Source organism: Paraglaciecola chathamensis S18K6 (assembly GCA_000314955.1).
GTDB lineage: Bacteria > Pseudomonadota > Gammaproteobacteria > Enterobacterales > Alteromonadaceae > Paraglaciecola > Paraglaciecola chathamensis.
Window position 1 is genome coordinate 158,246 of sequence record BAEM01000043.1, and the last position, 24,648, is coordinate 182,893.

Annotated in this window: 23 protein-coding genes; 5 read left to right on the top strand and 18 right to left on the bottom strand. The window is 44.6% G+C overall.

The window, feature by feature from the left end:
* Positions 1 to 4 precede the first annotated feature (4 nt).
* The 7 genes from rplV to rpsJ are packed head-to-tail and all read right to left on the bottom strand — an operon-like array spanning position 5 to position 3,369.
* Complete coding sequence (gene rplV / locus GCHA_RS16785; protein WP_007990362.1) at positions 5 to 337, bottom strand: 50S ribosomal protein L22; 333 nt, start codon at positions 335 to 337, stop codon at positions 5 to 7.
* Between the two features lie 10 nt (positions 338 to 347).
* The gene (gene rpsS / locus GCHA_RS16790) at positions 348 to 623 is read right to left on the bottom strand and encodes a 30S ribosomal protein S19 (protein ID WP_011573392.1); all 276 of its coding nucleotides are present in this window, start codon (positions 621 to 623) and stop codon (positions 348 to 350) included.
* A gap of 15 nt (positions 624 to 638) precedes the next feature.
* Positions 639 to 1,463 (bottom strand): 50S ribosomal protein L2, encoded by an 825-nt coding sequence (gene rplB, locus GCHA_RS16795; protein ID WP_007990365.1) that lies wholly within the window; start codon positions 1,461 to 1,463, stop codon positions 639 to 641.
* A 14-nt stretch (positions 1,464 to 1,477) separates the two neighbouring features.
* Positions 1,478 to 1,780, bottom strand: coding sequence for a 50S ribosomal protein L23 (rplW, locus tag GCHA_RS16800; RefSeq protein WP_006992670.1), 303 nt, complete (start codon positions 1,778 to 1,780; stop codon positions 1,478 to 1,480).
* Positions 1,777 to 2,382 carry a 50S ribosomal protein L4 gene (gene rplD, locus GCHA_RS16805; RefSeq protein WP_006992669.1) on the bottom strand — a complete coding sequence of 202 codons (606 nt, stop codon included), beginning with the start codon at positions 2,380 to 2,382 and terminating at the stop codon, positions 1,777 to 1,779. Before rplD ends, rplW begins: the two co-directional genes overlap by 4 nt.
* Before the next feature lie 18 nt (positions 2,383 to 2,400).
* Positions 2,401 to 3,039, bottom strand: coding sequence for a 50S ribosomal protein L3 (gene rplC, locus GCHA_RS16810; RefSeq protein WP_007990367.1), 639 nt, complete (start codon positions 3,037 to 3,039; stop codon positions 2,401 to 2,403).
* A gap of 18 nt (positions 3,040 to 3,057) precedes the next feature.
* On the bottom strand, positions 3,058 to 3,369 hold the full coding sequence (gene rpsJ / locus GCHA_RS16815; RefSeq protein ID WP_006992667.1) for a 30S ribosomal protein S10: 312 nt from the start codon (positions 3,367 to 3,369) through the stop codon (positions 3,058 to 3,060).
* 354 nt (positions 3,370 to 3,723) lie between these two features.
* Between rpsJ and GCHA_RS16820 the strand changes: the two genes are divergently transcribed.
* The 5 genes from GCHA_RS16820 (at position 3,724) to GCHA_RS16840 (ending at position 14,787) form a co-directional block, all read left to right on the top strand.
* Entirely contained in the window at positions 3,724 to 5,934 is a 2,211-nt protein-coding gene (locus GCHA_RS16820; protein ID WP_007990368.1) for a GspE/PulE family protein, read from the top strand.
* A 154-nt stretch (positions 5,935 to 6,088) separates the two neighbouring features.
* On the top strand, positions 6,089 to 9,433 hold the full coding sequence (locus GCHA_RS16825) for an amidohydrolase family protein (protein WP_007990369.1): 3,345 nt from the start codon (positions 6,089 to 6,091) through the stop codon (positions 9,431 to 9,433).
* A 144-nt stretch (positions 9,434 to 9,577) separates the two neighbouring features.
* Positions 9,578 to 10,597 carry a GGDEF domain-containing protein gene (locus GCHA_RS16830; protein ID WP_007990370.1) on the top strand — a complete coding sequence of 340 codons (1,020 nt, stop codon included), beginning with the start codon at positions 9,578 to 9,580 and terminating at the stop codon, positions 10,595 to 10,597.
* Between the two features lie 295 nt (positions 10,598 to 10,892).
* Positions 10,893 to 12,980, top strand: coding sequence for an elongation factor G (gene fusA / locus GCHA_RS16835; protein WP_007990371.1), 2,088 nt, complete (start codon positions 10,893 to 10,895; stop codon positions 12,978 to 12,980).
* A gap of 157 nt (positions 12,981 to 13,137) precedes the next feature.
* Positions 13,138 to 14,787, top strand: coding sequence for an amidohydrolase (locus GCHA_RS16840; protein ID WP_007990372.1), 1,650 nt, complete (start codon positions 13,138 to 13,140; stop codon positions 14,785 to 14,787).
* A 108-nt stretch (positions 14,788 to 14,895) separates the two neighbouring features.
* Here GCHA_RS16840 and GCHA_RS16845 read toward each other — a convergent pair whose 3' ends face one another.
* The 11 genes from GCHA_RS16845 to GCHA_RS16895 all read right to left on the bottom strand — a co-directional run bounded on the left by GCHA_RS16845 (position 14,896) and on the right by GCHA_RS16895 (position 24,538).
* A complete protein-coding gene (locus GCHA_RS16845) occupies positions 14,896 to 15,744 on the bottom strand; it encodes an MBL fold metallo-hydrolase (RefSeq protein ID WP_007990373.1) in 849 nt (282 codons plus the stop codon).
* A gap of 104 nt (positions 15,745 to 15,848) precedes the next feature.
* Positions 15,849 to 16,061, bottom strand: coding sequence for a DUF1653 domain-containing protein (locus GCHA_RS16850; RefSeq protein ID WP_007990375.1), 213 nt, complete (start codon positions 16,059 to 16,061; stop codon positions 15,849 to 15,851).
* A 115-nt stretch (positions 16,062 to 16,176) separates the two neighbouring features.
* On the bottom strand, positions 16,177 to 17,241 hold the full coding sequence (dinB, locus tag GCHA_RS16855; protein WP_083881859.1) for a DNA polymerase IV: 1,065 nt from the start codon (positions 17,239 to 17,241) through the stop codon (positions 16,177 to 16,179).
* Between the two features lie 106 nt (positions 17,242 to 17,347).
* Positions 17,348 to 17,581 (bottom strand): (Na+)-NQR maturation NqrM, encoded by a 234-nt coding sequence (gene nqrM, locus GCHA_RS16860; protein WP_039992679.1) that lies wholly within the window; start codon positions 17,579 to 17,581, stop codon positions 17,348 to 17,350.
* Between the two features lie 34 nt (positions 17,582 to 17,615).
* The gene (locus tag GCHA_RS16865; RefSeq protein WP_007990380.1) at positions 17,616 to 18,638 is read right to left on the bottom strand and encodes an FAD:protein FMN transferase; all 1,023 of its coding nucleotides are present in this window, start codon (positions 18,636 to 18,638) and stop codon (positions 17,616 to 17,618) included.
* 85 nt (positions 18,639 to 18,723) lie between these two features.
* Complete coding sequence (nqrF, locus tag GCHA_RS16870; RefSeq protein WP_007990382.1) at positions 18,724 to 19,950, bottom strand: NADH:ubiquinone reductase (Na(+)-transporting) subunit F; 1,227 nt, start codon at positions 19,948 to 19,950, stop codon at positions 18,724 to 18,726.
* A 24-nt stretch (positions 19,951 to 19,974) separates the two neighbouring features.
* Entirely contained in the window at positions 19,975 to 20,583 is a 609-nt protein-coding gene (gene nqrE, locus GCHA_RS16875; RefSeq protein ID WP_007990384.1) for an NADH:ubiquinone reductase (Na(+)-transporting) subunit E, read from the bottom strand.
* Between the two features lie 4 nt (positions 20,584 to 20,587).
* Entirely contained in the window at positions 20,588 to 21,220 is a 633-nt protein-coding gene (locus tag GCHA_RS16880; protein ID WP_007990386.1) for an NADH:ubiquinone reductase (Na(+)-transporting) subunit D, read from the bottom strand.
* An 11-nt stretch (positions 21,221 to 21,231) separates the two neighbouring features.
* Positions 21,232 to 21,993, bottom strand: a complete 762-nt coding sequence (locus GCHA_RS16885) for a Na(+)-translocating NADH-quinone reductase subunit C (protein ID WP_007990388.1) — start codon at positions 21,991 to 21,993, stop codon at positions 21,232 to 21,234.
* A complete protein-coding gene (locus tag GCHA_RS16890; protein WP_007990390.1) occupies positions 21,983 to 23,194 on the bottom strand; it encodes an NADH:ubiquinone reductase (Na(+)-transporting) subunit B in 1,212 nt (403 codons plus the stop codon). The genes GCHA_RS16885 and GCHA_RS16890 overlap by 11 nt, the downstream gene beginning before the upstream one ends.
* A 3-nt stretch (positions 23,195 to 23,197) precedes the next feature.
* Positions 23,198 to 24,538, bottom strand: a complete 1,341-nt coding sequence (locus GCHA_RS16895; RefSeq protein WP_039992696.1) for a Na(+)-translocating NADH-quinone reductase subunit A — start codon at positions 24,536 to 24,538, stop codon at positions 23,198 to 23,200.
* Between the last annotated feature and the right edge of the window lie 110 nt (positions 24,539 to 24,648).

Here is a 24,648-nt window from a genome sequence, read left to right on the forward strand (position 1 = left end):
TCTCCTAGTTATCAGACACAACAACAGTGATGTGACTGCTACGCTTAAATATACGATCAGCACGGCCTTTAGCTCTTGGCTTGATACGCTTCATAGTTGGGCCTTCATCAACGAAAACTTTTGCGACAGTCAATTCATCGATGTCGGCGCCTTCGTTATGTTCAGCGTTCGCAATTGCTGACTCTAATACTTTCTTCATTAGATCGGCACTTTTCTTAGGGCTGTAAGCCAAAAGCTCAAGTGCTTTTTCAACATGTAAACCGCGAATTTGATCTGCAACCAAGCGTGCCTTTTGAGCTGAGGTACGGGCATGGCGATGTGTAGCTAATGCTTCCATATTTTATCCCCTATCTCTTAGCTTTCTTATCCGCGACATGGCCGCGGTAAGTACGCGTTGGCGCAAATTCGCCCAACTTATGGCCGACCATTTCGTCACTGACGAAAACTGGAACGTGCTGGCGACCGTTATGGACCGCAATGGTCAACCCAATCATATCTGGGATGATCATAGAACGACGAGACCAAGTTTTGATTGGTTTCTTGTCGTTCTTTTCCACTGCAGCCTCAACCTTCTTCAGCAAGTGTAGGTCTATAAATGGACCCTTCTTGAGAGAACGTGGCATGGTGAATCCTCGCTGTTACTTATTACGACGACGTACGATAAGTTTATCGGTACGCTTGTTACTACGGGTTTTCTTACCCTTAGTAGGAATACCCCAAGGTGATACTGGGTGACGACCGCCTGATGTGCGTCCTTCACCACCACCGTGTGGGTGATCTACCGGGTTCATGGCAACACCACGTACAGTTGGGCGGATACCGCGCCATCTGTTCGCACCGGCTTTACCAAGTGAACGTAGCATATGTTCTGCATTACCGATTTCACCAATAGTGGCACGGCAGTCTGCTAATACTCGACGAACTTCACCAGAACGTAGACGAAGAGTTACATAACCTTCGGCGCGCGCTAGGATTTGTGCGTACTGACCAGCAGAACGAGCAATTTGTGCACCTTTACCAGGCTTCATCTCAATAGCGTGTACAGTTGTACCTACTGGGATGTTGCGCATTGGTAAAGAGTTACCAGCTTTGATCGCAGCGTCTGAACCAGATTGAATCTGATCACCCGCTTTAGCACCCTTAGGAGCCAAGATATAGCGACGCTCGCCGTCTGCGTACAACACCAAACAGATGTTTGCAGAACGATTAGGATCGTATTCTAAACGCTCAATTTTAGCTGGAATGCCGTCTTTGTTGCGTTTGAAATCTATAACACGATAGTGTTGCTTGTGGCCACCACCAACGTGACGTACTGTAATACGTCCGTTATTGTTACGGCCACCAGATTTGCTGTTCTTTTCAAGCAAAGGTGCGTAAGGAGCGCCTTTGTGTAGATCAGGGTTAACAACCTGAACTACGTGACGACGACCAGCAGAAGTCGGCTTAGCTTTCAATAATGGCATGTCTAGTCCCCTTCTTAGCCTTCGCTGCCAGCAAAGTCGATGTCTTGACCTTCTTTAAGCACAACGTAGGCTTTTTTCCAGTCTTTACGCTTGCCGAAAGATGCACCGTGACGCTTGGTTTTACCCTTTACGTTAACAGTACGAACAGAGTTAACTTCAACTTCGAACAATTTCTCAACTGCCGCTTTGATTTCTTCTTTGTTCGCATCTTTAAGCACTTTGAAAACAACCGTGTTGTTAACTTCAGCTGCAAGCGTTGCTTTTTCAGAAACATGTGGTGCTAAAACCACTTTTAAAAGACGTTCTTCGTTAATCATGCTAACGCCTCCTCTAATGCTTTCACTGCGTCAGCAGTTATCAACACTTTTTCGAATGCGATCAGGCTGACTGGGTCAATGCCTTGTACATCACGTACGTCAACTTTGTATAAGTTGCGAGCTGCTAAGAACAAGTTCTCATCAACTTCAGACGTTACGATAAGCACATCACTTAGTTCAAGGCCGTTCAACTTAGAAAGTAATTCCTTAGTCTTTGGCGCTTCAACTGAAAACTTTTCAACCACGATTAAACGTTCTTGACGTACCAATTCTGAAAGGATGCTTTGAATAGCACCACGGTACATCTTCTTGTTAACCTTTTGGCTGTGATCCTGTGGCTTAGCAGCGAATGTTACACCACCAGAACGCCAGATAGGACTACGGATAGTACCAGCACGGGCACGACCAGTTCCTTTTTGACGCCAAGGTTTGGCACCACCACCACGAACTTCAGAGCGTGTTTTTTGTGCTTTAGAACCCTGACGGGCGCCTGCACCGAATGCAACTACTACTTGGTGTACTAGTGCTTCGTTAAATTCACGTCCAAAGGTTGCTTCGGATACTTCAAGAGCGCTTTGCGCATCTTTCAATACTAATTCCATCACTTAACTCCCCAGACGTTACGCTTTAACTGCAGCTTTGATGATGACGTCGCCACCTGGCGCTCCAGGAACGTTGCCTCTTACTAGAAGAAGGTTGTTCTCTGCGTCAACACGCACTACATCCAAAGACTGAACTGTCACACGTTTATTTCCCATCTGACCGGCCATTTTTTTGCCTTTGAAGACTTTACCTGGTGATTGGTTTTGGCCAATTGAACCAGGAGCACGGTGAGACAATGAGTTACCATGTGAATTACGTTGGTGGCTGAAGTTCCAGCGCTTAATTGCACCTTGGAAACCTTTACCTTTAGAAGTTCCTGCAACGTCAACCATTTTAGTTTCAGCAAAAATTTCAACAGTGATTTCACTGCCTACTTCAATGCCTTCACCTTCGGTGCCGTCTAAACGGAATTCCCATAAACCGCGACCAGCTTCCACGCCAGCTTTAGCAAAATGACCTGCTTCAGCTTTATTTACGCGGCTTGCTTTTTTGTCGCCAGCGGTTACTTGAAGCGCTGTATACCCGTCGGTTTCGTCAGTGCGTAACTGAGTAACACGGTTCGGGGTGGCTTCTATAACAGTCACTGGTATTGAAACGCCGTCTTCAGTGAAGATACGTGTCATACCAACTTTACGACCGATAAGACCAATCGCCATTGTTAAAACCCTCTCTTGTTAGCCCAGGCTGATTTGAACATCAACACCGGCAGCCAAGTCCAATCTCATCAACGCATCTACTGTTTTATCAGTAGGCTCGATGATATCCACCAAACGCTTATGTGTACGAATTTCATACTGATCACGCGCATCTTTGTTTACGTGAGGTGAAGTAAGTATTGTATAACGCTCTTTACGGGTAGGTAGAGGAATAGGTCCACTAACCTGAGCACCGGTACGCTTCGCAGTTTCAACGATTTCAGCCGTAGACTGATCGATCAACTTGTGATCAAACGCTTTCAAACGAATACGAATTCTTTGATTTGGCATCGATTAAGCTCCAATCGAAAGAACAAAAAAAACCATCCTCGACTACCTTTTTACTTTAGGTAGGGGGATGAATGAAAAACTGCTAACCCAAAATTAGGGTCCTGTATTTAATGACGTTCAGCCTAGGCTTTGGTCAAAACCACTGCCCTTCTGGACAAGTGGGCGCAAATTATACCTTTATCGCTTACTTTTGCAACAACCTTTTGTAAATAAATAGAGATTAATCGCCGGTACCTTTTCCACTAAGAATACGCAAGAGTATTCGCCTGTTCGTAAAACAAGTGTTAACCCATTATTCACTCGGCTATAGTGTGAACATAAGTGTAAATAACAATAATTTTAACGCAGGCGTTTATGGAACAGCAATTGGCTTTACAAGAACTAAAGCAACTATTAACTAACGCACCTTCGCTACTTAGCGCGTACGACAAATTAGAACCGCTACTTTTAAGGTTATTCAATGCAAAGCGCATGAGTATCTTTCAGCGGCGCATGCAACATCAAGACTTGGTGGCACGCTTCAAAACCGGGAGCGAAGTTCAAGAGATTAAGGTGCCCATTAGCCCACAGTCAATCGCCGGTTACGTAGCGTTAAGTCAAAAGCCCCTTATCGTTAACGACCCATATAGTAGTGAAGAACTCTCAGCGATACATCCTCGCCTCAAGTTTGCCGACAAATTTGATAAAAGCGCCGCATTTAAAACCGAAAACCTGATTTGCATCCCTATTTTAAATTCCGGTGTGTTAATGGGCATCATGCAAATTATCAACAAGAATGACGGCGCGTTTCAGTCGGCTGATTTAGCCCTGGCTGATAAAGTGGCCCAAGCCTTAGGTAATAAGTTTCGTTATGAACTGGGTGGAACAAGTCAACCGTTTGATTACCTAGTGCACAGAAACGTCATTGATGAAGCCACGTTAACCAAGTATGTACAGGCTAATCCAGAGCATGCTCAGCTTGTTCAACGTTTAATGACTGAAAAGCGTATCCCAGAAGATGAAATGGGCATCGCACTCTCCGTTCACTACCAAGTTCCTTATATAGGATACAAACCCGACCGCTTTCACCTTTACCAAAGTGACAGCAAGCTAAACTTGTCTTATTTAAAACGCAACTTCGTTGCCGTAGTCACAGATGCGACAGAAAAACCCATAGTGTTGATGGCTCAGCCTAGCAATGCCAATTTACTTATGGAAATTGAAAGCGCCTTAGGCATTGATAGCTACGGTATCTCTGTGGCCTTGCCGAACACCATTTTACAGTATCTAGGTGAAGCAAGTGGCGGCGGAGCTGGGCCTGGTGCAATGGATGAAATACTGGATGAGATTGAAACCAGTGGCCAAGAAGCCGACGAACAAACAGATGATATGTCAGACGATGCACCGGCGGTGGTACGTTTGGTCAGCCGTATATTGCATGATGCCAAACGATTAGATGCATCTGATATCCATATAGATGCAGAGAAAAACGCACCAACCCGGGTACGTATGCGAATTGACGGTGTGTGCCGCGATATTACCCAAGTGCCAGCTTCTCATCACAATGCCGTTATCGCCCGCATTAAGATCATGTCGAATCTAAATATTGCCGAAAAGCGCCTGCCTCAAGACGGCAAGCTTGCCTTTAAGCTGTCGGGGCAAATTATTGAGGTACGAGTAGCAACCATTCCTACTGTGGCCGGCGAAGGGGTGGTCATGCGTATTCTTGCCACAGGCGGCGCGCTACCAATGGAGAAGATGAACCTATCCCCTGCTAATAACAAAAGCATTACCCGCATGATAGATAAGCCGCATGGCATTTTATTAGTCGTGGGACCTACGGGTTCAGGTAAAACCACGACCCTGCATGCAGTGCTTGGGCATATAAACACGCCTGATAAAAAGATTTGGACAGCAGAAGATCCAGTAGAAATCACCCAGGCAGGGTTGCAACAGGTACAAGTAAGCCCGCGAATTGGCTTTACTTTTGCCAGTGCATTACGAGCCTTTCTACGCGCAGACCCAGACATTATATTGATTGGTGAAATGCGCGATAAAGAAACCGCTCACGCGGGTGTCGAGGCCTCACTTACTGGTCACTTGGTTTTCTCTACTTTACATACTAACTCTGCGCCTGAAACCATTACCCGTTTACTCGACCTAGGAATAGACCCGGTTAATTTTTCTGATGCTTGTATCGGGATTTTAGCCCAGCGGCTGGTGCGAACTCTGTGTAAAAACTGTAAAGAGGCCACCCCCGCCTCAGAGTTAGATTTAGACTTTATTAGCCGCCAATATGGCGCAGACTACCTACCAGAACTCGGATTACCAACACCGTTAATGCTATATAAACCCAAAGGCTGTGACAGTTGCGGAAACACGGGCTATAAAGGTCGAACTGGGGTCCACGAATTATTGAGCATGACGCCTGCCCTACGCTCATTGGTATATAAGGAAGCCCCCGTTAGTCAATTAAAATCTCAAGCAATGGACGACGGCATGCGCACCTTAATCCAAGATGGCATTTTAAAAGTCATTAAAGGGGATACTGATATTGCACAAATCCAAATGCTTGCTGGGGTTTGATCTTTTCCAAGCTGTGAACTTAAGTTCACAAAGTGAGATTTTGATAGCGAAGTAACTCGGCTCAGTTAATAGTCACGGCCATCGATGTTTTGTATATTCCTGACACGATTTACTCGCTTCATTTGCATAACAATAATCCATCAGGGAAACACATATGTATAAAAACCTCATCAATGTCGCATTGTTTGGTGCGATGTTTAGCTTAAGTGGCGATGCGCTTAGTCGCGTTGAGCCCCAAGACAGCAAACCTGCAACCCACGAAGAGAAAAGTAACAAAGAACCTGAATGGGACGTATTGAACCCTCCCTTTGACTTACACGAAGTATCCATCAGCACCGACGAAACAACATGGTCTAGCTTGGATGTCTCTCCTGATGGTAAGCAATTTGTCTTTGATATGTTGGGTGATATTTATGTAAGCCCCATCGCTGGCGGTGAGGCAAAATCACTAACCCAAGATTTTGCTTGGAATATTCAACCTACCTTTAGCCCCGACGGCAGTAAAATTGCTTTCATCTCTGACCGGGATGGCCTATCCAATGTGTGGGTAATGAACAGCGACGGAAGTAATTTAGTTCAAGTTACTGACGAAAAAAATAATCTCATTCACTCGCCTAAGTGGAGCCCTGACGGCCAATATATAGTGGCTAATAAAGGCATCATGTCTAGCCGTAGTATTCCTGCAGGGGAAATTTGGTTATATCACCACTCAGGCGGAGACGGCATGGTGATAAAAAAGCGCGTGCACGGTAATCCAGATCAAAAAAATATTGCCGACCCTGCGTTTTCTCCTGATGGAAAATACCTTTATTACACGCAAGATGTCTCACCAGGCAGTACCTTCGATTATAACCGTGATCCACTAAAATCTATCTTCGCAATCGCGCGCTACGATCTAAACACGGGTGAAGAAGAGCGCTATATTAGTGGCACCGGCGGCGCTGTGGTGCCTACCCCCTCTCCTGACGGAAAACACATTGCTTTTATACGCCGAGTAAAAAACAAAACAGGCTTATTTATTAAGAATATCGCGACCGGTATTGAAACCCCTCTCTATTTAGCCCTTGAACGTGACATGCAAGAAGGTTTTGGTTCTGAAGGGTACTTCCCCTACTTCGACTGGATGCCTGATTCAAAAAGCATCGTCTTTTGGACCGCTGGCAAATTTCACGCGTTGGACGTTAAAACGCAAGCCATAAAAGACATACCTGTGTCAGTAAAGGCCAGCGTGAAATACGCAGATGCAGTGCGTTTTGATGTAGATGTAGCTCCAGATACATTTGATATCAAGATGGCTCGCTGGGCACAAAAATCACCAGATGGAAAAAGTATCTTATTCCAAGCGCTAGGCAAGCTTTACGTGCAGGACATAAAAAGCGGCAAAGCCAAACGCCTAACTCGGCAGAATGATCATGATGAATACTACCCTCGCTATTCTCATGACGGTAAAAAAATCGTATTCACTACTTGGAGTGACGAAACCTTAGGCAGTGTACGTACCGTGTCAGCCAGCGGCCGATCAGAGAAGGTTATTACCACAGCACCCGGCCATTATATAGAACCAAGCTTTTCCACTGACGACAAGCTAATAACCTACAATAAAAAAACCGGCGGATATTTATTAGCTCCAGAATACTCAGTTGAACCAGGTATCTATGTTGCGAGCAGTAAAGGCAAGAACCATAAACGTGTCGCTAAAAAAGGCGCAGCGCCGCACTTTGCTGGCGACAACAGCCGCGTTTATATCACCGAATCAGTCGCCGGTAGCGACTACCCTGAGCAACAACTCGTCAGCGTCGACTTGAACGGCGAAGACAAACGGGAACACCTTTACGGTGGTGACAAAATCGCAGAATATCGTTTGTCTCCGGATAAGAAGTGGATCGCCTTTGTATATCAATACAAAGCCTATGTAGCCCCCTTCACCGAGATTGGCCAAAGGCAAGATATTGGTCCCAGCAGTACCACGATCCCTATTAAGCAGTTGTCAGACAGAGCTGGCGAGTACCTTACATGGCACAGCGATAGCCAAACGGTGAGTTGGTATCACGCAGCCACCTATTACGAGCGCGAATTAAACGAAGCGTTTGCTTTCGTGCCAGGTGCAGAAGAAACCTTACCCGATCCAGTTACCCAAGGAATATCCCTTTCTTTCGAACAAAAAGCAGATAAACCTTCTGGCTACAAAGCCCTCGTAGGTGGGACTGTCGTCACTATGCGTGATGCTGATAACCAACAAGAAGTGATTGAAGATGCGGTGGTTATTATCAAAGAAAACAAAATCATCGAAGTGGGTAAACGTGCTGACGTGGCAATTCCCAACGGAGCACTAGAAATTGATACCACGGGTAAAACCATATTACCTGGCCTCATTGATGCCCATGCTCATGGTTCACAAGGTAGCTACGAAATTATTCCTGAGCAAAATTGGAATATGTATTCTGCCTTGGCATTTGGCGTAACCACCATTCATGACCCCTCGAACGATACGTCAGAAATATTCGCTGCCGCTGAATTGCAAAAGGCTGGAAAGCGCGTTGCACCGCGAACCTATTCTACAGGCACTATCATCTATGGTGCTGAAGCTCTGGGCTATAAAGCGATTATTAATAGTTATGACGATGCGCTAACACATCTGCAGCGCCTAAAAGACGCAGGGGCAATTTCAGTTAAAAGTTATAACCAACCTCGTCGCGACCAACGCCAACAAATTTTAGCTGCCGCTCGAGAATTAAACTTGATGGTGGTGCCTGAAGGTGGTGGTAAGTTCCAGCAGAATATTTCCATGCTAGTTGATGGGCACACAGGCCTTGAACATTCACTGCCTATTGCCAAGGGTTATCAAGATTTAACCTCACTGTGGGCTGAAACAGAGTTTGGCTACACCCCTACCTTTGTCGTGTCTTACGGCGGCTTAATGGGCGAAGAATATTGGTACGACCGCACAGAAGTGTGGAAAAACGAACGCCTGCTGCGCTATACCCCAAGTTTCTTGCTAGACGAGCGCGCGATCCGCCGTCCAACCGCGCCGGATAACCAATATAATCACGTTGAAGTAGCAAAGTACGCTAAAGAAGTGCGTGATGAAGGTGTTAGCGTTCACATTGGGGCCCATGGTCAACGTGAAGGTTTAGCCGCCCACTGGGAGCTGTGGCTGATGACACACGGCGGATTTACACCATGGGAAGCCTTACGCGGTGGCACAATTGACGGTGCTAAACACTTAGGTATGGGCGACCATTTGGGCAGCATCGAAGCTGGTAAATTGGCGGACATGATGATAGTTGATGGCGATGTGCTAAATGATATTCGTCGTAGCGAATATGTTAGCTACACCGTTATTAATGGTCGTGTATATGACGCAGCAACCATGAATGAGGTTGGCAGCAAAACCAAACGCCCCGCTTTTTTCTTCGAAAAGAATAATAAACTCTTTTTGCCAGAAGCAACTCAGCAGAGCATACAACGTAAATCTGAAAAGCATCACTGGGTTCATTAAAATTCAGTCACTAAAAGACAGTGGCATATTTCTTAAGCCACTGTCTTTTTTAGTCTTTTATCAACTCAACACGGCAAGACATTTTCTGGAACTAATACGACAGTCTGGTAAGCTTGAAATATAATCGGTTTATGAGTGACCTGTGTGAAGAATCACGATTTAGAAAATTCATTTAAGCATCTTAAAAATACCATTCCATTGTTGCTTAAGCACAAAATTCCCGCTGTGCCGCTAAACTATGCTTTATGGTATACATACGCCAGTAAAGAATCTGAATCTCTAAATGAAACGCTGGATGATGCGTTGCAACGTAATTTGCCCATATCAGACTCAAAAACCAAAGATTTGTATCGAAAACATGTCGCCGATGAACAGGATATAGATACATGGGATCTTCGCCATTCTCTTGAAAGCATGGTCATTGAACTGTCCCAATCAGTACAAGATACCCGCAGTGAAACCCGCAACTTCAAAAGTACCATGGATACCTGCATGGACGATTTAGCCAAAGTTGAGCGTGAAGGGTTAAGCATGGAAGAAGTGATGGATCTGGTCCGCACACTCGTTAACCAAACAAAACAAATTCGTGGCAGCACCTTATCTTTTAGCAGTGCGCTAAACGATGCAGAAAAAGAAATCTCCCGTTTGAGAAGTCAACTAGAACAAAGTCAACAAGCCGCCCTGTATGACGCGCTAACGGGCTTATGCAATCGCAGATATTTTGACGAAGAGCTAGCCGCCCATGCCATGCGACCACACATGTGTTTAATATTAGTCGACCTCGATAACTTTAAAACGATCAACGACACTCACGGCCACGTCATGGGCGATTTAGTATTAAAGGCCTGCGCTAAAAAGCTTCAGGTCGCTTGTCGTGAAGGAGCTCAGGCGTTCCGTTTTGGTGGCGAGGAATTCGCGATCATCGTACCCAATTGCAAGCTAAATGTAGCACGGCAAATCGCCGAAACTATGCGCCGAGCGATCGAAAAAATAGGTGTTCGAGATAAGCGCACATCCGAGGTGCTTGGTGGTATCAGTGCTTCTTTTGGCGTTGCCGAAATGAAGCAAGGCATGAACCCATTAGGACTTATTCAAGCAGCTGATAAACATTTATATGATGCGAAGAATTTAGGGCGTAATCGCGTTATGCCTATTTCAAATTAACCAAATCATATGTTATTTCAGCCATGCCCCTTACAAAAAAACGAAGCAAAATACTTGTAACTTACGAACAAATAACAAAGCAGTATATTTTTTTAATTAAGCTGACGATTAAACAAACAAAACACCGCTTTATTCGCCACCCCAAACCATGTAAAATCCGCGCATTCTTTTAAACGGACGCTCGAAATCCGTAGAGAAGTGTGAATATTTAGATTTTTCTTAAAAGAAAATCGGCATCCCGCGGAAATATCTTGTATAATCCCGCGCAAATTTTACTCATATTGAAGTTGGAATAATGAAAGATTTATCAAAATATAGGAATATTGGTATTTTTGCCCACGTTGACGCGGGTAAAACGACTACGACAGAGCGTATCCTCAAACTTACAGGTCAGATCCATAAAACTGGCGAAGTTCACGACGGTGAATCTACTACTGACTTTATGGAACAAGAAGCTGAGCGTGGGATAACAATCCAATCTGCGGCTGTTACATGTTTTTGGAAAGATCACCGCTTTAACGTTATCGATACTCCTGGGCACGTTGACTTCACAGTAGAAGTTTACCGTTCACTTAAAGTACTTGATGGCGGCATCGGTGTATTCTGTGGTTCTGGTGGTGTTGAGCCGCAATCAGAAACTAACTGGCGCTATGCGAATGACTCAGAAGTTGCACGTATTATCTTCGTAAACAAATTAGACCGTATGGGTGCTGATTTTTACCGTGTTGTTGAGCAAACTAAAAGAGTACTTGGTGCTAACCCACTCGTTATGGTTTTGCCTATTGGTATCGAAGATGACTTTGTTGGTGTTGTAGACCTTCTTACACGTAAAGCATTCATATGGGATGATACTGGTCTTCCTGAAAACTACGAAATCACAGATGTTCCAGCGGACATGGTAGATAAAGTAGAAGAATATCGTGAAATGCTAATCGAAACTGCTGTTGAGCAAGACGACGACCTAATGATGGCTTACATGGATGGCGAAGAGCCTTCTATTGAAGACATTAAGCGTTGTATCCGTAAAGGAACACGCGACATGTCGTTCTTCCCAACTTACTGTGGTTCTGCATTTAAAAACAAAGGTGTTCAAAATATTCTTGATGCTGTTGTTGATTACTTGCCTTCACCTACAGAAGTTGATCCACAACCTCTTACAGATGAAGAAGGTGAGCCAACGGGTAAACATGCTCTTGTTTCTCCTGACGAAACCTTTAAAGCACTAGCATTTAAAATCACTGATGACCGTTTTGGTTCGCTTACATTCGTACGTATCTACTCTGGTACGCTTAAGAAAGGCGACACCATACTTAACGCCGCTACAGGTAAAACTGAGCGTGTTGGGCGTATGTGTGAGATGCAAGCAGATGATCGTAATGAACTTACATCAGCTCAAGCTGGTGACATCATCGCTATCGTTGGTATGAAAACTAATGTTCAAACTGGCCACACTTTGTGTGATCCAAAAGACCCAATTATCCTAGAGGCAATGGTATTTCCTGAGCCAGTAATCTCAATCTCTGTTACGCCAAAAGATAAAGGTTCAACTGAGAAGATGGGTATTGCTATCGGTAAGATGGTTGCAGAAGATCCTACGTTCCGTGTTGAAACTGACCAAGATTCAGGAGAAACAATCCTATCTGGTATGGGTGAGCTTCACTTAGACATTAAAGTTGACATCCTTAAGCGTACTTACGGTGTTGATTTGGTTGTTGGTGAGCCTCAAGTAGCGTATCGCGAAACGATTACTCAAGAAGTTGAAGATTCTTACACCCACAAGAAGCAATCAGGTGGTTCTGGTCAGTTTGGTAAAATCGACTACCGTATCAAGCCTGGTGAGCCAAACTCTGGTTTCACATTCTCTTCAACAGTTGTTGGTGGTAACGTTCCTAAGGAATTCTTCCCAGCAATCGAGAAAGGCTTCAACAGCATGATGGACACTGGTGTTCTAGCTGGCTTCCCTGTTCTTGACGTTGAAGTTGAGCTTTTTGACGGTGGTTTCCACGCGGTGGATTCATCAGCGGTAGCATTTGAAATCGCTGCGAAAGGCGCTTTCCGTCAGTCTATCCCTAAAGCGGGTCCTCAGCTGATTGAACCAATCATGAAAGTTGATGTGTTCACGCCAGACGATCACGTTGGTGATGTTATCGGTGACCTTAACCGTCGTCGTGGCATGATCAAAGACCAAGAAGCTGGTGTAACTGGTGTGCGTGTTAAAGCTGATATTCCTCTTTCAGAAATGTTTGGTTATATCGGGTCACTACGTACAATGACATCAGGTCGTGGTCAGTTCTCTATGGAGTTCTCACACTACGCACCATGTCCAAACAACGTAGCTGAAAAAGTAATCGCTGAAGTTAAAGAGCGTGACGCTAAAAAATAAGCGCTTGTTAGCTTTATAAAAAAAGCCTCACTGGTGAAAACCAGTGAGGCTTTTTTGTATCCGTTATTCGGTCAATACTAATTCCATTAAATTTGCATGTTCGCAGACTTTAGGCCAACGTTTGTACTTGATTGCGTTATTGCACAAGGACAAGACTATGAAACACGCCCTTTTCTTTATACTCAGCTTAGTGAGCAGTACTGCGCTAGCTGCCCCTACCCATATATATAATATACAAGGCTACACGCTCAATGATAATAATGAACTCTCCCGCTTTAGTAATATAGTGTTTGATGGGGGAAAAGTTATTGCCTTAGGCAATGAAGAGGCAGCACGAGCGTATCCCCAAGCTCAAGCCATTGACGGAAAAAGCCGAGTGTTGATGCCCGGGCTTATCGACGCACATGGACATATACTCGGGCTAGGGGGAACCTTGCTCGCGGTTGATGTTCGAGGAATTCCAAACGCTAAAGCAGCTGCAAAAAAAGTGCGCGACTATGCCCAGCAAAGCCCCGATGCAGGATGGATATTAGGTGGTGGATGGAACCAAGTCCTTTGGCCAGACAAAGCATTTCCTACGTCAGCCATGCTAGATGAATACGTTAAAGACCGCCCTGTATGGATAAGGCGAATAGACGGTCATGCTGGGTGGGCAAATAGCAAGGCGCTTCAGATAGCAGGCATAACAAAAGACACCCTCGACCCACCGGGGGGCAAGATCATGCGTCATAAAAACGGCGCGCCTACTGGCATACTAATCGATAACGCCATGAACATGCTTGTGGAAAAAATACCTCAAGAAACGGAGCAGCAACTAAAACGCAAACTTGATGCTGCTAGCGAACACTTGCTCGCTCTAGGAATTACCAGCACCCATGACGCAGGCATAAATTACGCAACATATGAATATTACCTCAAGCGTAGCCGTGAGCTTACCTTGTCCCTGCGCATATATGCCATGATTGCAGCGACCGATCCTAAATTGGCCGACATGCTAGAGGCAGGTCCAATCCGCGATCAGTATGACTATTTATCTATTCGTAGCGTCAAAGTTTACGGTGATGGAGCTTTGGGCAGTCGCGGTGCCGCTATGCTTGCGCCCTATAGCGATGATCATGAGAACATAGGCTTATTACTTACCCCTGAAAAACAACTAAAACCTCTATTTGATTTAATTATTGGCAGTGGCTTTCAACTCAATATTCACGAAATCGGTGATCGTGGTAACCGTCTAGCGCTAGATCAATTCGAAGAGACCTTCTCACGTATCAAGGGACAGCACTTACGTCACCGCATAGAGCATGCACAAGTCATTGATGTATCTGACATACCTAGGTTCAAAACACTCAATATCATTCCCTCAATGCAACCTACGCACGCAACGAGCGATATGAATATGGCACAGCAAAGAATTGGTAAAAACCGCTTAAAGGGGGCCTACGCTTGGCAGACGTTCGAACAACAAGGGTCCATAGTCGCTCTGGGCTCTGACTTTCCGGTTGAATTAGCCAATCCCTTTTTCGGTATACATGCAGCCGTAACACGCCAAAACAGAGACAATCAACCCGAAAACGGTTGGCTCAAAGAGGAAGCGGTTACCGTGGAACAGGCATTTAAAGGGTTTACCTTCAATGGAGCTTATGCAGCGCACCAAGAGCACGTTCTTGGCAGATTAACACCTGGAAAGTGGGCGGACTTTATTTTAGTTGACCAAGATATATTTACCATCAACCCGCAGGACATCTGGAAAACCAAGGTACTTGAAACGTGGATTGGTGGGGTCAAACGCTATGACAGTGCTTTATAATAAGTATGTCTAGGTAAAAACGCAGTGCCGGTTGGATGTCTTACAAATTTTATCGAAAGAGTGACGTATAATGGCTCAGGTATAAACGCACTCTTTCGATAAACCAGCTTATTGGCCGTTATAGAGGGTGGTTATCCACTTTTCTTCAGTTATAAAATTCCAGGCCCAATCCTTCCATCGCTTATCGAGGCCGTCTTTGAGAACCGCTGCAAGGCTAGCACCGTCAGATTTTTTATCTGCTACATATTTGGCTGTTTGCTGCATCATTTCAAGGCTGGCTTGGTAGGCTGATTTATCTGTCAATTTGCCGTGCCCAGGGATGATTTTGGTGTCGCTATCAATCATCTCAAGTACGGTCGCTACATTGCTTATGTAACCGCTAACGGTGCCACCTCCCTCCAAGTCGATATAAGGGAAACGTCCTTGGAAAAACAGATCGCCTGCGTGTAACACATTTGCTTTTTCAAAGTAGACCACACTGTCGCTGTCAGTATGCCCAGCAGGAAGGTGGGTAACCTTAATGGTGTCGTCGTTGAAATGAAATGTGAGACCTTGCCCATAAGTGACAACCGGTAACGCAGCATGCGTATGCGCTTTGTTGGCTTTTAAGCGCTTACGTACGTTATCGTGGGCAAAAATCGTACTGTCTTGCACTTCTTTAAAGTATGCATTAGACCCCGTGTGATCGCCGTGATAGTGAGTATTGATCACGTACTTTGTAGGTTGTTCGGCAATATCACTTAAGGCTTTAGCAATTTTATCTGCAAGAGGAGCAAATTGGTCATCTATGATTAAAATTCCGTCCTTTCCCGCTGACACACCAATGTTACCGCCGGCCCCAGTTAGCATATACGTCGAGCCATTCACTGATTGACTATTTATTTTTACATTAGCGAACCTATCATCTGCAATTGCCTTTAAAGAGCAACTCAATGCGATGAACATCAAACCAAGCATTGTTATTCTTTTTATCATCATGGTGTTTCCTGTGTTTATGAGTTGTTCATACATGAACGACGATAGAGCTATTTTAGTTCATCGACATAAGCGATAATAACGTGTTAATTTTCAATAAACTGGAATCGCGGAACGCTTTTACCATTGACCACAACAGATTCATTAAACATGGATAATGGCCTGACCCACAAACCTCGTTCGCCATACATAGGGCGATACACCACCAATTCGCTCTCGTCCTCTGAATGTGTGGCAACCCCAATGACTTCATAGTCATTCCCCTTGTAATGACGGTATTTTCCCACTTTGATGCTCATACGGTTCCTTACGAAATAATTGATGCTGCCAGTATACCTTCACCTAGAGCAAGGTGTAACTAGGCATATTGAGTATCGATAAGAGGATGATATGGCATCGCCACTTGCTGCTTGGCTAGTGTAGATTCTCAAAGTCAAATACCATCTGTTGAACGTCACTACTATCGGGTAATCCGACCGATAACCCAACCAATCGAACACCTCTGTTTCCCCGTCGCTCTAGTGCCTGTGCTAGCAACGTTTTAAAGTAGTTCTTGTCGAGTACTTGGTGTCGGTGCTCAACAGTGGTTTGTTGGAAATCATTAAATTTCAGCTTAACCCCCTGACTCTGAATCGCCAATTTAGGACTGGCTTTTTCCAATCGGCTGAGCAACTTAGGATATAAGCTATCGAGCATGGCCAGGCAGTCTTCATCAGTTGTAATATCCTGCGCTAGGGTACGCTCTACACCAACAGATTTACGTTTGCGACTGACAGTTAATTCACGCTCATCGATACCGTGACTACGATCCCAAATGACGGGGCCAAATTTACCAAACGATTTAACGAATGCATCGATGGGATATTCCCGAACGTCTTGGCACGTGTACAAGCCCATGTTATTGAGTTTTTGTAAGGTGACCTTGCCCACTCCAGGTATTTTGCCCAGTGGTAAGTTCTTTACGAAGCTGTCTTGGGTTTCGGGAGTAACGACACAAATACCATTCGGTTTATTCTCATCGCTGGCGATTTTAGCGACAAACTTACAAGGCGCCACGCCGGCTGAAGCAGTAAGTTGGGTTTCTTCGAAAATTGCGCGTCGGATGTCTTCGGCTATAAGAGTTGCACTGCCACTGAACAGGTCACTATCGCTCACATCTAAATAGGCTTCATCTAACGATAATGGCTCTATTTTGTCAGTATAACGTAGGAAGATTTTACGAATTTGCTGAGAAATTTCGCTGTACAGTGCCATGCGCCCCGGTATCAACACTAAGTCAGGGCACAATTTACGGGCATACGCGGTTGCCATTGCTGAGCGCACACCATATTTACGAGCGACATAATTACAGGTAGAGATAACGCCACGACGATCAGCACTGCCGCCTATAGCTAAAGGCACTGCGCGATACCGGGGGTTATCGCGCATTTCGACTGCAGCATAGTAGCAGTCCATATCGATGTGTATGATCTTACGCATCTAACAAACAACTGTATTTAAAAACAGTTATTTTGCGCAATTCTCCGCCAGAGTCAATGTAAATATTGCTCAATATTTACCAGCGGAGAAACGAGCATATCTCAAACTATAGTATTTGGTTTTGTTTCCACTCGTTCAGCTTAGCTTGGCGAGCTTCTTCACGCTCTAAGCGCGCTTTTTTACGATCACATGGTTCAGGGCAATCGCATGCTTTATCAATCCCCAAAGCACCCAAACCGCCACAACTACCAGCTATAGCTTTGCGTTGTACCAAGTAGCCCAAGGACATTGCTATAGCTACCACGATGAAAAATACAAATGCTAAAATAAAAGTACTCAAAATATCACTCCGAATTGGTCATTTCCGATAATTACTATTGGCGATCAATGAATGGTTCAAATTTCGGCGTAGTATACTCTTTAAATTCGCCGTTTTCTCGCGTGATCATCAATACCGCTAAATCATTCTGTAACGCCACGTTAAGGGCTTCGTCTTTACCTAGTATGATAAGCGCCGTGGCGAGACCGTCAGCTGTCATTGACGAAGGATGCACCACAGTCACTGCTACCAAGTTATGGGTAACTGGCGCACCAGTACGCGGGTCAATCAGGTGAGAATAACGCACACCATCTTCTTCAAAATAGTTACGATAATCTCCTGAGGTCGCAATCGCATTCGTCCCTATTGAAATAACCTCCTGAACTGCTCGCTCTGTGGACACCGGCTTTTCAATGGCAATTCGCCACTCGATACCACTTGCCTTGTGCCCTGACACACGCATTTCACCGCCCACCTCAACGAGGTAGTCATGTAAGCCCTGTGCATCGAGTAACTCTGCCACAACATCGACGCCATACCCTTTAGCAATAGTAGACAAGTCAACGTACAAATCGTTTTCAGATTTTTTTGCACTATCGTCAAGTAAAATGAGTTTATCTAGTCCAGTGCGCGCCTGAACTTCAGCAATGGTTTGCTTGCTCGGGCGCTTGTCGGGCTTTGCGTCAGGTCCAAACCCCCATAAGTTAACCAAAGGCCCCACAGTGACATCTAGCACCCCGTGACTTAGCTTGCCTAATCTTTTCGCCTCTCGCATCACTTTTAACGTTTCAGGGGATAATGCAAATGGTGCTTCGCTGTGCCACTGATTAAAGCGTGATAACTCAGATTGAGTGTCATACGTTGACATCAGCGCATTTACTTTGACTAACGCAGCATCGATATCATCATGTAACTGTTGCTCATCTACATCGCCAGAATTAACGAATTTCACATTGTACGTAGTGCCCATGGTATGACCGGTTAAATGACTTTCACTCGGCGCCTGCGTGCAACTTGTAAGTAGTAAAGCGAAAGCAAATAAACCAATCAGTTTAGTCACGTATCCTAGGTTAAACATTGTTTTCTTACCTCTATAAAAAAAGGGACCGAAGTCCCTTTTCTACATGCGTTGTTAACTTGGTTTTCTATCTTGCGATAAGGAATTAACCACCAAAGTCATCAAGCATGATATTTTCATCTTCAACACCTAAGTCTTTCAACATGCTGATAACAGCTGCGTTCATCATAGGTGGACCACACATATAAAACTCACAGTCTTCTGGAGCTGGGTGATCTTTAAGGTAGTTTTCTAACAACACTTGGTGAATGAAACCTGTCAGGCCTTCCCAGTTATCTTCTGGTTGTGGATCAGACAAAGCAACATGCCAATTAAAGTTATCATTCTCTTTTTGCAACATATCGAAATCTTCAACATAGAACATTTCACGTAGAGAACGTGCACCGTACCAGAAAGAAATTTTACGATCTGTCTTAAGACGACGAAGTTGGTCGAAGATATGCGAACGCATTGGCGCCATACCTGCACCACCGCCGATAAAGACCATCTCTGCATCGGTTTTCTTAGCAAAGAACTCACCGAATGGGCCTGAAATAGTGGCTTTATCACCTTCTTTCAAACTCCAAATATAAGACGACATTTTACCCGCAGGTAACGACAAGTTGTTCGGCGGCGGCGAAGCCACACGCACGTTCAACATAATGATGCCTTCTTCTTCAGGGTAGTTAGCCATCGAATATGCACGAATGGTTTCGTCGTCTACTTTTGATTCAATATCAAAGAAACCGAAACGTTCCCAATCACCACGATATTCTTCAGGTACATCAAAGTCTTTGTATTTAACATGATGAGGTGGAGCCTCAATTTGAATATAACCACCGGCACGGAATGGAACACTTTCACCATTAGGTATTTTAAGCTTAAGCTCTTTGATGAAGGTTGCTTTGTTATCATTAGAAATAACTTCACAATCCCACTTTTTAATACCAAAGATTTCTTCAGGAAGCTCAATGTCCATGTCTTGTTTGATAGAAACCTGACAAGATAAACGACAGCCTTCTTTCGCTTCGCGTTTGCTGATGTGGTCAAGCTCAGTAGGCAGAATTTCACCGCCACCGTCTTTAATGTCTACGCGACATTGACCACAAGAACCACCACCACCACAAGCTGATGATACGAAAATGCCTGAGTTTGCTAAGGCCCCTAATAATTTGTCACCAGGCTGAGCAGTAATTGCTTTGTCTGGGTCACCATTGATAGAAATCGTGACTTCGCCTTCTGGCACTAACTTGGATTTGGCAAACATAATGATCAAAACCAAAGCTAGAACGATGGCAATAAACATTCCTACGCCAAGATAAATGTCTAACATCTAATTACTCCTATTCGGTTTCGATTAAATTGATACGCCAGAAAATGACTGGAAGCCCAATGCCATTAATCCTGCAATCATAAATACGGAACCTAAACCACGCACGCCGTCAGGCATATCTGCATACTTAAGTTTTTCACGTACAGCGGCTAGCAATGTAATCGCTAATGCCCAACCTGCACCACTACCTGCACCGTAGAAAATACTTTCGGTAAATGAGTAGTCACGTTGCACCGCAAACGCTACACCACCGAAGATTGCACAGTTAACAGTAATCAAAGGCAGGAAAATACCCAAAGCGTTATATAGCGCAGGGAAAAACTTATCTAAGGTCATTTCTAGAATCTGAACCAAAGCCGCAATAACACCGATAAAGGTTAAGAAGCTTAAGAAACTCAGATCAGTTTCAGGGAAACCAGCCCAGGCCAAAGCGCCAGGCGCAAGAATATTGGCATAAACCAGTTGGTTCACTGGTACAGATATCGTTAGTACCACGATAACCGCAACCCCGAGACCCATAGCCGTTTTAACTTTCTTTGATACAGCCAAAAACGTACACATACCTAGGAAGTAGAACAACGCCATGTTTTCTAGGAAGATAGAACGGATAAATAAACTAATATAATGTTCCACGAAATTACTCCTTAGGCTCTACTTGTTCAGGCTTAATGGTACGAATGAACCAAATTAAACCCGCGATTAAGAAGAACGAGCTGAAAGGTAAAATCAATAAACCATTACCTTGATACCAACCGCCATTTTGAACAAGTGGCAGAATTTCAAAACCTAGAATAGTTCCGAAACCAAACAACTCTTTAATTGTACCGATAACTATCAATACAAATGAATAACCCAAGCCATTACCCAGCCCGTCAAGGAAACTGATAAACGGCGGGCTCTTCATGGCGAAGGCTTCCGCACGTCCCATAACGATACAGTTGGTGATAATCAAACCAACGAATACCGAGAGCTGTTTAGATATCTCGTAGGAATAGGCTTTTAACACCTGATCCACCACGATTACCAATGACGCGATAATCGTCATCTGCACGATAATACGTACTGATGAAGGTATCTGTGAGCGGATCAATGAGATAAACAAGTTAGAAAATGCCGTTACCGCAGTAAGGGCAAGTGACATTACTAGTGCCGTCTCTAACTTAGTGGTTACTGCAAGTGCCGAACATACGCCGAGAATTTGCAGTGCTATTGGGTTATTGTCTAGGATTGGCCCAAACAATACCTTTTTCATTTCTTTAGTATCAGCCATTATCTAGTCTCTTACGATTTCCATGGTTGGTTTTTAAGGTAAGGGCCAAAGCCATTCTCACCCAGCCAATAATCAAGTGTATTTTGCACGCCGTTACTGGTTAGCGTAGCACCTGATAAAGCGTCAACTTCATAAGGATCACTTGCTTTAGCGCCCTTAGTTACGTCAATTGCCACTTCACCATCTTTATACAATTTCTTACCATCCCACTTCGCTTTCCATTCAGGATTCTCAACTTCACCACCAAGACCTGGGGTTTCTTGTTGATCATAATAAACAAGTTCACGAACGGTATTACCGTCAGAGTCGACTGCGAGCATGGCGTACATTAAGTTCCATAAACCACTGCCGTTGATAGGCAATACAATACGTGTCACTTCACCGTCAGGGTTAGAAATTAAATACACACTTGCGACATTAGGACGACGTAATATACCGGCTGTATCAGGCTGAGGCTTGATACTCTCATCAGGATTACGTGCCGCTTTGTACATATCGTAATCAGCGTCTTTTTCAACATACTGACCCGTTGCCAAGTCGACAAATCTTTGCTCTACGCGCTTGGCATAAGTCGCAGCGATTTGATCTTTGCTTTGACCGGCTTCAAGTAAGCCAGCTGCTTCTAAGATATTGGTTTGTTTGTCTAGTTTTGCATTCGCTTGTTGTAGAGAACGAAGACTTACCGCCGCCGTAGATACAATAACCGAGCAAACCAAACACACGGCGATCACTACGCCGACCGTTTTGCCTAATGTTTCTTTTTTAGCCGACACGTGCCATCCTCCGTTTAATATTGCTTTGAGCGACGAAATAATCGAATAGTGGAGCCCATAAATTCGCAAACAAAATTGCCAACATCATGCCTTCAGGGAAAGCAGGGTTAAGCACACGAATCAATACACACATCAAACCGATTAAGAAACCGTAAGCCCACTTAGCACTATTGGTGAATGACGCTGAAACAGGGTCGGTTGCCATAAAGAACATACCAAACGCAAATCCGCCTGTGACCACATGCCAGTACCACGGCATAGCAAACATCGAATTGGTGTCGCTACCGATAAAATTAAGCAAAGTACTGAATACCGCTCCACCTAGCAACACACCGAGAACGATGCGCCATGAGGCAATACGCATATAAATAATGAATAAACCACCTAGCAAAATAGCCAGGGTTGATACTTCACCTACCGAGCCTTGAATGTTACCGAAGAACGCATCCCACCAATCTGCATTTAAAGACCAGTCAGTTACGTTACCTGCAGCTGCTTGGCTTAACCAAGTCGCACCAGAGAAGCCATCAGCGGCAGTCCAAATAGCATCACCTGAAATTTGCGCAGGATAGGCAAAATACAAGAAAGCACGACCAGAAAGCGCTGGGTTCAAGAAGTTACGGCCTGTACCGCCAAAGACTTCTTTAGCAATAACGACACCAAAGGTAATACCTAGAGCCACCTGCCACAACGGAATGGTTGCAGGCAAGGTTAATGCGAAAAGTACTGAGGTAACGAAGAAACCTTCGTTGACTTCGTGTTTACGCACAGATGCAAAAAGCACTTCCCAGAAGCCACCAACAATAAAGGTCACTGCATAGATAGGGAGGAAAAAGCACGCTCCGTATAGGAACATGGCTAACCCGCCAGTAGACTCAAGGCCAATTTGACCGCCTAGCGCAGTAAATAAAGCCGCTTGCCACATATCTGGCAGAGAAGCACCACCGTTAAGAATAACGTTGTGAGCCTGCTGACCAATGTTATACATACCGTAAAACATAGCTGGGAAAGTAGCAGCCCAAACCATGATCATAATACGTTTTAAGTCGATACTGTCACGTACGTGAGTACCTGTTTTGTTAACTTTACCAGGCGTGTAAAAAATAGTCGCTGCTGCTTCATAAAGCGCATACCATTTTTCGTATTTACCACCTGCTTCAAAGTTAGGTTCAATTTTTTCTAAATAAGCTTTTAAACCCATGAGTTAACCCTCTTTCTCAATCTTGTCTAGACTCTCACGCAAGATCGGCCCGTAGTTATATTTACCAGGGCAAACATAGGTACAAAGCGCTAAATCTTCTTCGTCTAGCTCCAAACAACCTAATGTTTGAGCGCCATCAGTGTCACCAGAAATCAAATCACGCAACAACAAAGTTGGTAAAATATCTAACGGCATTACACGTTCATAGTTGCCGATTGGCACCATAGAGCGATCAGAACCATTAGTTGTGGTTGTCATGTTGAATAATTTCTTAGGGCTAAAGTGTGCAAGGTATGCACGGGTCACAGAGTGCTGGTTAGCACCAGGCTTGATCCAACCAAGGAATTCTTTTTCACGGCCTTCACTAACAAGTGAAAGTTGTACGTGGTAACGACCCACATAACCATGCACGCCATGGGCGTTATTACCTTGTAATACTGAGCCTGAAATTGTACGCACTTCACCTTCAGTGGTCTCCCCTGAAGTCAACTCAGCGACACTTGCACCTAAAACACTTTTCACTAGGCGAGGTTTTTTGGCCGCAGGGCCAGCAATAGCGAACACGCGCTCGTTATTTAGCTTACCAGTTGTGAACAACGCACCAACAGCAATCACATCTTGGTAGTTGATATGCCAAACTTTCTTGGTTGCGCCCACAGTGTCTAAATGGTGTATATGCGTGCCGACTAAGCCTGCAGGGTGAGGCCCAGCAAACTCATTTACATCAACTTTTACATCACCAACAGGAACGTCTGAACCAGCCGCTTTGCTAACAAAGACCTTACCTTCGGTTAAGCATGAAATAACACGCAAACCGTTGATAAAGTCAGCACTGCGCGGTGCAATAATAACAGCTGGATCGCCAGCCAATGGATTGGTATCCATGGCGTTCACGAAAATCGAATGCGGCTTACTGTCAAGTTCAGGAGTTTTGCTATAAGGGCGTGTACGCAGTGCAGTCCATAATCCAGATTCAACTAGATTTTTTTGCACTTTGTCAGCCGCTATAGATGACAACTCAGATTCGGCATATTTGTCGAATTCTATCGCGTCATCGCCTTCAACTTGAATCACCACTGACTGCAAAACACGTTTTGCGCCGCGGTTGATTTCGATGACAGTACCAGAAGCAGGCGCTGTGAACTTCACACCTGGGTTCTTTTTGTCTTCGAAAAGCATCTGGCCTTTCTGCACTTTATCGTCAACCTGCACATGCATAGTTGGACGCATACCAATGTACTCTTCACCTAACACAGCAACCTTAGTAATCGCTGGGCCGTCATGAATCTTTTGTTCTGGCGCTCCCGTAATCGGAAGATCTAACCCTTTCTTGATTTTAATCATACGCAATAGCACTACTCTAAAGTCAATACACATCACGGTTAGCCTTTCAGCTACATGCCACCCAAGTAAGCAACTTGTTGACAAAAAACCTATTCGTGATGAGTATTATT

Coding starts and splice junctions, on each gene's coding strand:
- rplV (WP_007990362.1), bottom strand. CDS start 337: ATGGAAGCATTAGCTACACATCGCCATGCCCGTACCTCAGCTCAAAAG.
- rpsS (WP_011573392.1), bottom strand. CDS start 623: ATGCCACGTTCTCTCAAGAAGGGTCCATTTATAGACCTACACTTGCTG.
- rplB (WP_007990365.1), bottom strand. CDS start 1,463: ATGCCATTATTGAAAGCTAAGCCGACTTCTGCTGGTCGTCGTCACGTA.
- rplW (WP_006992670.1), bottom strand. CDS start 1,780: ATGATTAACGAAGAACGTCTTTTAAAAGTGGTTTTAGCACCACATGTT.
- rplD (WP_006992669.1), bottom strand. CDS start 2,382: ATGGAATTAGTATTGAAAGATGCGCAAAGCGCTCTTGAAGTATCCGAA.
- rplC (WP_007990367.1), bottom strand. CDS start 3,039: ATGGCGATTGGTCTTATCGGTCGTAAAGTTGGTATGACACGTATCTTC.
- rpsJ (WP_006992667.1), bottom strand. CDS start 3,369: ATGCCAAATCAAAGAATTCGTATTCGTTTGAAAGCGTTTGATCACAAG.
- GCHA_RS16820 (WP_007990368.1), top strand. CDS start 3,724: ATGGAACAGCAATTGGCTTTACAAGAACTAAAGCAACTATTAACTAAC.
- GCHA_RS16825 (WP_007990369.1), top strand. CDS start 6,089: ATGTATAAAAACCTCATCAATGTCGCATTGTTTGGTGCGATGTTTAGC.
- fusA (WP_007990371.1), top strand. CDS start 10,893: ATGAAAGATTTATCAAAATATAGGAATATTGGTATTTTTGCCCACGTT.
- GCHA_RS16840 (WP_007990372.1), top strand. CDS start 13,138: ATGAAACACGCCCTTTTCTTTATACTCAGCTTAGTGAGCAGTACTGCG.
- GCHA_RS16845 (WP_007990373.1), bottom strand. CDS start 15,744: ATGCTTGGTTTGATGTTCATCGCATTGAGTTGCTCTTTAAAGGCAATT.
- GCHA_RS16850 (WP_007990375.1), bottom strand. CDS start 16,061: ATGAGCATCAAAGTGGGAAAATACCGTCATTACAAGGGGAATGACTAT.
- dinB (WP_083881859.1), bottom strand. CDS start 17,241: ATGCGTAAGATCATACACATCGATATGGACTGCTACTATGCTGCAGTC.
- GCHA_RS16865 (WP_007990380.1), bottom strand. CDS start 18,638: ATGTTTAACCTAGGATACGTGACTAAACTGATTGGTTTATTTGCTTTC.
- nqrF (WP_007990382.1), bottom strand. CDS start 19,950: ATGTTAGACATTTATCTTGGCGTAGGAATGTTTATTGCCATCGTTCTA.
- GCHA_RS16880 (WP_007990386.1), bottom strand. CDS start 21,220: ATGGCTGATACTAAAGAAATGAAAAAGGTATTGTTTGGGCCAATCCTA.
- GCHA_RS16890 (WP_007990390.1), bottom strand. CDS start 23,194: ATGGGTTTAAAAGCTTATTTAGAAAAAATTGAACCTAACTTTGAAGCA.
- GCHA_RS16895 (WP_039992696.1), bottom strand. CDS start 24,538: ATGATTAAAATCAAGAAAGGGTTAGATCTTCCGATTACGGGAGCGCCA.